Annotated in this window: 7 protein-coding genes and 1 pseudogene; 7 read left to right on the top strand and 1 reads right to left on the bottom strand. The window is 66.2% G+C overall.

Annotation, left to right across the window (positions count from 1 at the left end):
- Positions 1 to 270 precede the first annotated feature (270 nt).
- The 7 genes from ACZ7GZ_RS40665 (at position 271) to ACZ7GZ_RS40635 (ending at position 9,036) form a co-directional block, all read left to right on the top strand.
- A complete protein-coding gene (locus ACZ7GZ_RS40665; protein WP_471032551.1) occupies positions 271 to 1,083 on the top strand; it encodes an HAD family hydrolase in 813 nt (270 codons plus the stop codon).
- Between the two features lie 253 nt (positions 1,084 to 1,336).
- Positions 1,337 to 1,846, top strand: coding sequence for a class I SAM-dependent DNA methyltransferase (locus ACZ7GZ_RS40660; protein ID WP_471032548.1), 510 nt, complete (start codon positions 1,337 to 1,339; stop codon positions 1,844 to 1,846).
- 39 nt (positions 1,847 to 1,885) lie between these two features.
- Positions 1,886 to 3,934 (top strand): oxidoreductase, encoded by a 2,049-nt coding sequence (locus ACZ7GZ_RS40655; protein WP_471032545.1) that lies wholly within the window; start codon positions 1,886 to 1,888, stop codon positions 3,932 to 3,934.
- On the top strand, positions 3,919 to 5,070 hold the full coding sequence (locus tag ACZ7GZ_RS40650; protein WP_471032543.1) for an FAD binding domain-containing protein: 1,152 nt from the start codon (positions 3,919 to 3,921) through the stop codon (positions 5,068 to 5,070). The genes ACZ7GZ_RS40655 and ACZ7GZ_RS40650 overlap by 16 nt, the downstream gene beginning before the upstream one ends.
- Positions 5,071 to 5,074: 4 nt before the next feature.
- Positions 5,075 to 5,602 (top strand): (2Fe-2S)-binding protein, encoded by a 528-nt coding sequence (locus tag ACZ7GZ_RS40645; protein ID WP_471032541.1) that lies wholly within the window; start codon positions 5,075 to 5,077, stop codon positions 5,600 to 5,602.
- A complete protein-coding gene (gene cutA / locus ACZ7GZ_RS40640) occupies positions 5,599 to 7,953 on the top strand; it encodes an aerobic carbon-monoxide dehydrogenase large subunit (protein WP_471032538.1) in 2,355 nt (784 codons plus the stop codon). Before ACZ7GZ_RS40645 ends, cutA begins: the two co-directional genes overlap by 4 nt.
- A gap of 132 nt (positions 7,954 to 8,085) precedes the next feature.
- A complete protein-coding gene (locus ACZ7GZ_RS40635; RefSeq protein ID WP_471032536.1) occupies positions 8,086 to 9,036 on the top strand; it encodes an EamA family transporter in 951 nt (316 codons plus the stop codon).
- 77 nt (positions 9,037 to 9,113) lie between these two features.
- Here the strand turns inward: ACZ7GZ_RS40635 and ACZ7GZ_RS40630 are convergent.
- Positions 9,114 to 10,040, bottom strand: a pseudogene (locus ACZ7GZ_RS40630) (IS701 family transposase); the annotation flags it as partial.
- Positions 10,041 to 10,218: the final 178 nt, after the last annotated feature.

Below are 10,218 nucleotides of genomic sequence, written 5' to 3'. Positions count from 1 at the left end.
CCCATCCGCATACCTCACACACCACGGGATACAGCCACCCATCCATGCCCATCAGGGACTTCGTGAAGATTCACCCCGACGAGCTGAAGTCAGTAGCTACGTGACAGGTCACGGCTGCCAACTCCGCTTGGGCTGGAACTGAGTCGAAGTGTAACGGCGTACTGCATGGTGCCGACTCCCCCTGCGTGCGAGCCGAAAATTGTGATCGTTCACACCCCCGGAAGCATCCAAACCGTCCTCGTCCAGCAGGCTTGAGATAAGAGGCCATTCATGTTCCACGGTGCCCGTGCATTGATTTTCGATATCGAAGGGGTGGTCATCGACAGCGATGGCGCCTGGGACATTGCCCAAGAACACCTGCTTCGCCGACATGGACACCTCTACGAACGGGCAGCGCTCAAGCCTTTGCTAGCTGGCCGGTCCTCCGAAGAGGCAGCCGAGATCCTCATCCGTCACCATCAGCTTCCCTGCACAGCTGCTGACTTTTCGGCAGAGTGCCGAGAAGTGGTGGGGCAGGTGATGGAGCGCCGTCTCCGGTTCGTACCTGGATTCCCTGCCTTCTTCCATAGCGTCAGCCAAGCCTTTTCGACCGCGGCGGCAACAGCGCTACACCCCGAGCTCCTCGATCTCGCTGACCGCCTCCTCGGCCTGCGGACGCTTTTCCATGAGCAGATCAGCTCCCTTGCCGACGGCACACTGCGCTCAAAGCCTCACCCCGATCTGTTTGCCCATGCCGCCACCCGCATCCGAACATCTCCTGAGCAGTGTGTCGTGTTCGAAGATGCGCCCCACGGGGTTGAGGCGGCGCACCGAGCCGGAATGCCCTGCATCGCGCTGACTACGACCCACCCACGCGATGCCCTCGTCGCCGCGGACCTCATCGTCGATCACTTCTCCGAAATCCTTCCCTATCTCCCGGGCCGCAAGAACCACCAGGCCGAACCGCAAGGACAAGCAGATCGGCAGAAGGTCAGTTCCCTGGTGACAGCGGTGCGGGGCGGCTCCCAGCCAGCGGGATCAACAGCACCGTCGCAGCCGTTCACGCCATCGAGATCGCCTGCCCCCAGGATGAGAAGCGTGTGAGCACAGCGGCTCCAGAACTCGCTCGTTCTGCAGAGCAGAGGCGTGCCTGACTCGTTCCCGCCCAGAGGCGCAGCAGTGACCCCGTCAATGAGGAAGAGGTTGAACTATGAAAGATGGTGCCCCGACGGCCGAGCAATTCGGCAGCCGCCACCCGATCCTGACGCGTATACGCTGCCTCAACGGAGACGTCCGGGAGCGCACTCGCGTTTACGACGGTTGGGCGGCCAGTTACGACGGCGATACGATCGAGAGCATGGGCTACCTCGGCCCCGTCCTTGCTGCAGACGCGGTCGCCGGACTCGTGCCAGCCGACACCCCGCTCCTCGATGCAGGGTGCGGGACAGGTCTTGTGGGTCATGAGCTGGCGCAGCGAGGCTTCTCGGTGGTCGACGGAGTCGACCTGTCGCCGGGCATGCTTAGCGTCGCCCGCAATAAGGGAACTTATCGGCAGCTGGAACTTGCTGACATCACTCACCCCCTTCCCTTCCCTCCGGACAGCTACGGAGCCGTCGTCTGTGTCGGTACCTTCACAGCCGGACACGTGGGGCCCGAAGGGATCGGCCCGCTTATCGCGGTTGCCCGGAAGGACGCCTACGTGGTTATGACCGTACTCACTGAAGTTTGGGATGAGATGGGCTTCTCCCAGCGCGTGAAGGAGTTGAGCCGCTGCGGAGTCGTTCGCGTCGTCGACGAGCAAGCCGAGCGGACCTACCTCGCGAAGGAACACATCACCTGCCGCGTCGTCGTCCTCCAGGTTGCATAACCACGCAGCTGGCGGGGTCGGTCACCAGTAGGAGCGGCTGTGCGTATTCACTCTATTGATCCGCTGCTTCAGCCATTTCAGCTCAAGCACCTCACGTTGCGCAACCGGGTGGTCAGCACCTCCCACGAGCCGGCGTTCGGCGAGGAGGGACTGCCCCGAGACCGCTACCGGCGATACCACCTGGAGAAGGCACGCGGCGGCGTCGGCCTGACGATGATCGGTGGCTCCGCGGTCGTCTCCCCCGACAGCCCGCCGTCATTCGGCAATCTGCTGCTGTACCGGGACGAGATCGTGCCCTGGCTGCGCCGCCTGGCCGACGAGGTGCACGAGGCCGGGGCGGCGGTGATGTGCCAGGTCACGCATCTGGGCAGACGTACCAGCAACTACGCCGGTGACTGGCTGCCGGTGGTGTCCGCCTCGTCACTGCGCGAGCCGGCGCACCGCGCGTTCCCCAAAGCCGCTGAGCCGTGGGATCTCGACCGGATCGTGGCCCATTACGCCGAGGCGGCGCGACGGTGTCGGGAAGCTGGCCTGGACGGCATCGAACTGCAGAGCTACGGCCACTTCCTGGACAGTTTCCTGAACCCGTCGACGAATCTCCGCATCGACGAGCTCGGTGGCAGTCTGGAAAACCGCATGTCCTTTCCCAGGCGGGTGATCCAAGCTGTGCGTGCCGCAGTGGGGCCTGACTTCATCGTCGGGATCCGGATGATGATGGCCGAGGACCGGGTTGACGGACTGAGTTTCGACGAGGCGCTGGTGGCGGCCCGGCGCTTTCGCGCCGACGGCATTGACTTCTTGAGTACCATCCGGGGCTCGATCGAAAGTGATGCCTCGCTGGCCAGAACGATCCCGTCCATGGGTACGCCGTCCGCGCCGTTCCTGGAGTTCACTGGCGAGGCAAAGCGTCGACTGGATATTCCGGTGATGCACGCAACCCGCATCACGGACGTGGCCACCGCCCGGTATGCGGTTCGGGAAGGCCTGGTGGACCTGGTCGGGATGACCCGGGCGCAGATCGCTGATCCGCACCTGGTGGCCAAGGTCGCGGTCGGCCAGGAGCATCGCATCCGGCCGTGCGTCGGGGCGAGCTACTGCCTGGACGCCATCTACGACTCTGGTGACACCAAGTGCGTTCACAACCCGGCCACCGGCCGGGAACTCCAGCTGCCCCACGTCATCTCCCGCTCGACCGGGCCCCGTAAGAAGGCGGTCATCGTCGGAGGCGGCCCGGCTGGCCTGGAGGCCGCCCGAGTGCTGGGGGAACGCGGCCACGCGGTAGTGGTGTTCGAGGCGAGCGACGCGCCCGGCGGTCAGATCCGGATCGCCGCGTCGAACGCGCGTCGGCGTGATCTGCTGGGCATCGTCGACTGGCGGGTCGCCGAGTGCACGCACAACGGTGTCGACCTGCGCCTTGGGACGCTCGCCGAGGCCGCCGACGTGCTCGCCGAGCTCCCGGACGTCGTACTCATCGCCACCGGTGGCACACCCAATATCTCCACACTCGTCGAGGGACAGCACCTGGTGGCCGACACCTGGGATGTGCTGACAAGGTCGCTGCGTCCCCGGGGCGAGGTGCTGGTCTACGACGACCACGGCGGCTACCCCGCGATGGACGCCGTCGAGGTGCTGGCCGGGGCGCGTGCGCGGGTCAACTATGTGACGCCGGAACGCATGCTCGCCCCTGACGTCGGCAGCATGAACTCACCGGCATATCTGAAAGCCTTCACTGAGAACGGCGTGGGCATCACGCTCGCGCAGCGGCTGAACGCCGTACGCCGCGACGAAAACGGGCGCCTCCTCGCAACGTTCCGCAGCGACTACGCAGAAACCGAAACGGAGCGCATCGCTGACCACATTGTCGTCGAGCACGGGACCTTGCCCAATGACAAGCTGTATTTCGAGCTGATGCCTGGCTCAAGCAACCTCGGCGAGGTCGACCACGCTGCTCTGCTGACGCTCAAGCAGCAGCAAGTGGTCCGCAACGATGAAGGCCGCTACCAATTGTTCCGGATCGGGGACGCGGTCGCCAGCCGCAACATCCACGCCGCCATCCTCGACGCCCTGCGCCTGTGTCTGCCCTTCTGAGTTTCCTCGCGTGCCCCACGGTGAGCGCTGGTGACTCCTGCCATGACGTCGGTCCCGGCATCCCGCGTCGGCGCAGCCACCGGTGCCGGACAAGCGGCGAGTCTGACTGTAAGGGCGTGGCGGTATCAGCCTGGCGTGGGCACAGGCCACTGCCTGGTCAGTGTTGCCGGCAGCCGCTTGGAACACGGCGGGGCCGGGACACGAGGTTCGGGTCCCGGCGCTGGATCTTCGACCGCGAAGCAGGTGACACCGTGAAACCGCCACCGTTTGAGTATCACGCCCCGACCGAACTAGAAGAGGCCCTGGCTATGATTGCCGAGTACCGTAGCGCGGCCAAAGTCCTGGCAGGCGGGCAGAGTCTCCTGCCGCTGATGAACCAGCGCCGGATCATCCCGGACCACATCGTGGATATCAACCGTGTCCAGGAACTCTCCCATGTGCACAGCACGAGTAGTGGCCTGCGGGTGGGGGCGATCGTCCGGCAGGCTCAAGTGGAGCACGACCCGGCCGCCAGCGCCACGACACCACTGATTCAGCAGGCGCTGCGGCTGGTGGGGCGGTGGGCCGTACGCAACCGGGGGACGGTGGTGGGCAGTCTGGTACACGCGGACCCAGCCGCCGAACTGCCCTGCGTGTTGACGTTGTTGGGCGGCACAGTGGAGCTCGCCCGGTGCGGGAAGGTGCGTGAGGTGGAGGCGCGGTCGTTCTTCCTCGGCCCCGGTCACTGCTGCATCGAGCCGGACGAGATCGCAGTCGCCGCCTGGTTGCCCGCCCTGCCGCCAGGTACAGGAACATGGTTTGAGGAGATATCCCCGCGTCAGGGCGACCTTCCCGTTTGCGCGGCGGCGGCCCTGGTGGTTCCCGACCTGGCAGGGCGTATCCAGGCCGCCCGGGTCGCACTGGCCGCTTGCGGTCCTGTTCCCGTCCTTGTCGACCTCACCTCCGCGCTGGCCGGAGCCTCAGTCCAGGACGCTCCCTTCCACGACGCCGTCCGGTTGGTTCGCGCCGATATCAGCCCCCTCACCGACATTCATGCCGATGCCCGCTATCGGCGCCATCTCGCCGAGGTGCTGGCTGTCAGAGCCCTGCGCCGCGCCAGTGCTCGCTGCCGCCCACCGACTCCGCCAGAGGGGTAGTCGCATGACCATGCCGTTCACGCAGAAGACGCACCATACCGAGCTCACGGTCAACGGACGACGGCTGACAGTCGAAGTTCCCGGACGCAGACTGCTGTCCGACTGTCTGCGTCACGATCTCGGCCTGACAGGTACGCATGTTGGCTGTGAACAGGGGCATTGCGGTGCGTGCACGGTCCTGCTCGACGGCCTGCCGATCCGCTCCTGCCTCATGCTCGCAGCAGGCGCCGACGGACACGAGATCACCACGGCGGAGGGCCTCACAGATTCGGGCCAGCATCTCACGCCGCTCCAGCGCGCATTCCTGGAGCAGTACGCCTTTCAGTGCGGTTTCTGCACCTCAGGAGTCCTTCTGGCCGCCACCGCCTGGCTGCCCAGCCACCCTGAACCCACGCCTGACGAAGTCCGCGAGATGCTGGCCGGCCACCTCTGCCGCTGTACCGGCTATGACGCAATCGTCGCAGCCATCCTCCAGGCCGCCCGGCTCCCGCAACCACTGGCCCACCCAGATCACGAGGGTGTACCGCGATGACACAGTTCGGCATTCCAGCACCGCGTCAGGATGCAACCAGGCTGCTCACGGGCCATGGCCGTTACCTCGACGATCTGGGCCGCCATGCCTTGTCTGCTGCGTTTGTTCGCAGTCCGGTTGCCCATGCCCGCATCACTCGCATCGATACCGGCGCCGCTACTGCGCTCCCCGGGACTGTCGCCGTCTACACCTTCGCCGACCTGCCGCCAGAGGTTGCTAAACCGTTACCCCTCCTCATCCCGCATCCGGCCCTTGACTACCCCCACACTGGTCTCCCGCTCGCTCGGACCACTGTGCGTCACTTGGGCGAGCCCATCGCCATGGTGGTCGCCACGGACCGATACACCGCCGAGGACGCCTGCGCGCTCGTCGACGTCGAATATGAACCCCTGCCTGCCGTGGTTGGCATCCCTGCGGCCCTTCGTAGCGGCCATCTCGTGCACCCGGACGTGCCGCACAACACCGCCGCCCGCCTGACGCAAGAATTCGGCGACGCACCGGCGGCCATCGCCGAGGCGCCGCACCACCTGGACCTCGAACTCGATGTCGAGCGCAGCGCCGCAGCACCGCTGGAGGGACGCGGTGTGTACGCTCGCTGGGACCCCGATGCCGCCGTATTGAGGGTCTATTCCTCCACCCAGACGGTCACCGGGATCCGGGCTGCCGTGGCTGCTCGTCTCCGGTTGCCGCTGACCGCGGTGGAGTGCATCGCCCCTGATGTCGGAGGCGGCTTCGGAGTGAAAATTATGCACCCCTGGCCGGAGGAAATTCTGATTCCGTGGGCCGCCCGCCGACTGGAGCAGGAGGTCAAGTGGACGGAGGACCGTTGGGAACACTTCACTGCGGCATCGCACGAACGCGCTCAGCACCACAGCGTCCGAGTCGGCTTCGATGACCTAGGGCGCATCCTCGGTCTCCAGGTCGACTTCTGCCACGACAACGGCGCCTACACGCCCTACGGGATCATCGTCCCGATCGTCACCGCCACTCAGTTGATCGGCCCGTACAAGCCCGCCGCATATCAGGTCACTTTCCGCAGTCTCTACACCAACACCGCCGTGGTCACCCCCTACCGCGGCGCCGGACGCCCTCAGGGTGTCTTCGTCATGGAGCGAACCCTCGACGCCATCGCAAGTGCCCTGGGAATCGACCGTCTGACCGTCCGGCGCGTCAACCTCATCCAGCCTCACGAGATGCCCTATGACCAGCATCTGACCTTTCAGGACGGGCGCCCGCTGATCTACGACTCCGGCGACTACCCAGCTGCCCTTGACGCCGCTGCCCACCTCATCGGATGGCCTGGCTTCGAAAACGAACGCGCCCTCGCCGAAGCCGAGGGCCGACGTATCGGTATCGGCATCGCCTGCTATGTCGAAGGCAGTGGCGTGGGCCCCTACGAGGGCGCTCACATCGAGGTCAGTACCACCGGACACATCACCGTGGCCACAGGCCTCACCACCCAGGGACAGGGACACCACACCGTCCTGGCCCAGATCGCCGCGGACATCCTGGGGGCAACACTCGACAGCATTACGGTTATCACTGGTGACACCCGGTACTTCGACAAGTCCGCGGGCACGTTCGCCTCCCGCTCGGTAGTCACCGCTGGGAACGCGGTGGCCCTGGCGGCCCGCAAAGTCCGGGAGAAAGCCCTCCGCGTGGCTGCTCATCTGCTGGACACCGCCCCCGATCGGATCAGGCTGGCAGGCGGTGTCCTGACCACCGAGGATCACCCCGGACGCAGCGTCCCGCTCGCCACCATCGCCGTGCATGCCAACCCCCTGCGCTACGCCTTCGACGACACCACCGGCAACGCAACCCAGTTCGCAGACGCACCCCCGGACCAAGAGCCCAGCCCCGACGACGAACCGGGCCTGCAGGCCCGCGCCTACTACTACCCCTCTCAAGCCGTGTTCGGCCATGGAGCCCATGCCGCCGTCGTGGAGACCGACCCCGAGACGGCCCAAATCCGCATCCTGCGCTACTGCGCCGTCCACGACTGCGGCCGCGCCGTCAATCCAGCCCTCGTCGCCGAGCAGATCCGCGGCGGGGTCGCACAGGGGATCGCCGGAGCTCTCTTCGAACGCCTCCACTACGCCAAGGACGGACAACTCCTGAACCCGACCTACAAGGACTTCCTCATGCCCTACGCCCCCGACCTGCCCCCCATCCAGATACAACACCTCCAAAGCCCCTCCCCCCTCAACCCTCTGGGCGTCAAAGGCGTAGGCGAAGCAGGCGTCATCCCTGCCTTCGCTGTCCTCGCCTCAGCCATCGAGGACGCCGAAGGAATACCGATCACTTCCATGCCCATACGCCCAGGCGACCTGTTCCAGGTGCGGCAGCTGTAGCCCCCGGCGGGGCTTCTCCCCCTTGTCCGTGAGCCTGCACGATCAAAACGCCCGCGCCCGGCAGCGAACAGCAGGTATCTGTGCCGGCCTCGGGATACCGCTGAGATGGAGAATCGAGCTTAATGAGGCGAGATGCTCGTCGCGCTTAGGTTGACGTTTACGCGCGGACCCTTACTTCCCTGGCTGGCGTTGATCGCTGTGTGGACCGTCTGGGGATGTACATACCTCGGCATCCAGTTAGCCGTCGACACGATCCCACCGCTCTTCACGGCCGGTTTCCGGTTCCTCATAGCCGGCGCGGTCATGTTCGCGATCGTCGGACCACGCTACGCTCACGGCGCCCGGCGCCCGACCATGCAGCACCTGCGCTGCATGCTGATCACCGCTGCCCTGATGCTACTCGGCGGCAACGGCTTACTCAGCATCGGCGAGACGAGCATTGACTCTGGGCTGGCAGCCCTCCTCGTGGCGACCGTACCGGTCTGGATGGTCCTGATCAATGCGGCAATAACAAGGACGCGGGTCACGCCCACCGTGATACTGGCGCCCGCCCTTGGGACAGTCGGAGTTGGCGTGCTCGTGGGCGGACCCGGTGCCCGCGTCGACATCGGCGGCGTGGTTATCGTGCTGACCGGGTCGCTCTGCTGGGCAACGGGCTCAGTCTACTCCCGACACGCCCCCCTGCCCTTGCACCCACTTGTAGTGGCGTCGTTGGAGATGATCGCCGGCGGACTGATGCTGATCACCGCCGCAGCGGTGACTGGCGAGTTTGGCCACCTCAACCTCAAGGCGATCTCAGCTGACTCAATCGCTGGGTTTCTGTGGCTGGTTGTCGCCGGCTCCATGATCGCCTTCACAGCGTACGGCTACGCCAACGCCACCCTGCCCAACGACACGGTGGCCACCTACGCCTACGTCAACCCGGTGGTCGCCGTCGTACTGGGCATCCTGCTCGGTCAGGAAGCGCTCAGTCCAAGCCTGCTGCTCGGCGGGGCCATCATCGTCAGCGCGGTGGTAATCATCGTCGGCGGCAATGCCGTAGCGCAGCGAATCACACGCTGGAGATCCGCGAGGGAGGCTTAGCCGCCAACATCGCCTACGGCCTGGGGTTCTGGACCACCGGCCGCTGCTGATCGGCGCCGACCCGGCTTCCCGGACGGTCACGGGGCGTGGGCTGCGGCCACGAGGGTGACGTGGTGGTGCCAGCCCGGCCAGGAACGGCCTTCGAAGTAGTCCGGTCCCAGACCGTGCTTGAGTTCTTGGTAGTCGTGTTCGATGCGCCAGCGGACTTTGGCCAGGCGGACCAGGTCGTCGATCGGGGTATCTGCCGGCAGGCTGGACAGCCAGTAATCGGTGGGGGTCTCGGCTTCTTCTGGCCACTCCACAAGCAGCCAGCAGTCGGGCAGGATGCCGTCCCACCAGCCCTGATCGGAGGATGCAGCGGCCTTGACCGGACGCTCGACGGCCTTGCCGGCGGGGCGGACGCGCACGGGCGGCGAAGCGGAACTGTAACCCCGCGCGTGCCGTGCCGCCAGGCGATGGTGGTGAACGCCTGCGGTTCGAGACCGGCGGTCAGGGCCGCCAGCGACGGTGCGGGCTGTCGATAGCGGGGCTGGGGCCAGCAGCCGATGGGTCCGTTGCGGTCCGGCGTCTCGGGCTCCGCGTCTAAGGTTGGGCGGTCACATCCGCGCGGACGGCCAGCACGTAGTCGACTCCGCGGTCCGTCAGGGCGGCCCGCAGGTGTGCGTTGGTGCCGTAGACGGCGTCGGCCACGACGACCGGCGGCGTCATGCCCCGGTCGGCCAGCGTGTCGCGCATGTCCACCAGCCGCCACTTCTCGCGGTGTGCGACCTCGGCCGGGACGCGGGCGGCAGTCCTGCGGTCGTTGTCCGCTTCCCATTCCTGAGGCAGGAACAGCCGCCACTGCAGCGGGCAGGAGGCGGTGTCGGTGCGGTGTGGACGCTGGCCGCGACCTGGCAGCTGGCACGTTTGCCCAGGGCCCCGCAGTACTGCGGGGCCACGGCGACCGACATTCTTCCGTCCTTGGGCACCGACACGTCCTCGATCACCCAGGCCGTCGGGGCGATGAGCGTGTCCCGCGTCAAGTTTGTGGCTCACTGATCTTGCTCTGAAAGTTGGGGGTGCAGGGTCGGGGTGCGGTAGATCTCGATCGGGCGGTGGCCGGCGAGGGCTTCGTGGGGCCGGACGTTGTTGAAGACGTGCCGGTAGTGCTCCGCCTGGCGGGCCAGGGTGTCGAGGTCCTCG

The organism is Streptomyces sp. NPDC037288 (assembly GCF_055603265.1).
The sequence above is the reverse complement of the archived record's forward strand: the minus strand, read 5'-3'. Positions and strand labels throughout refer to the sequence as shown.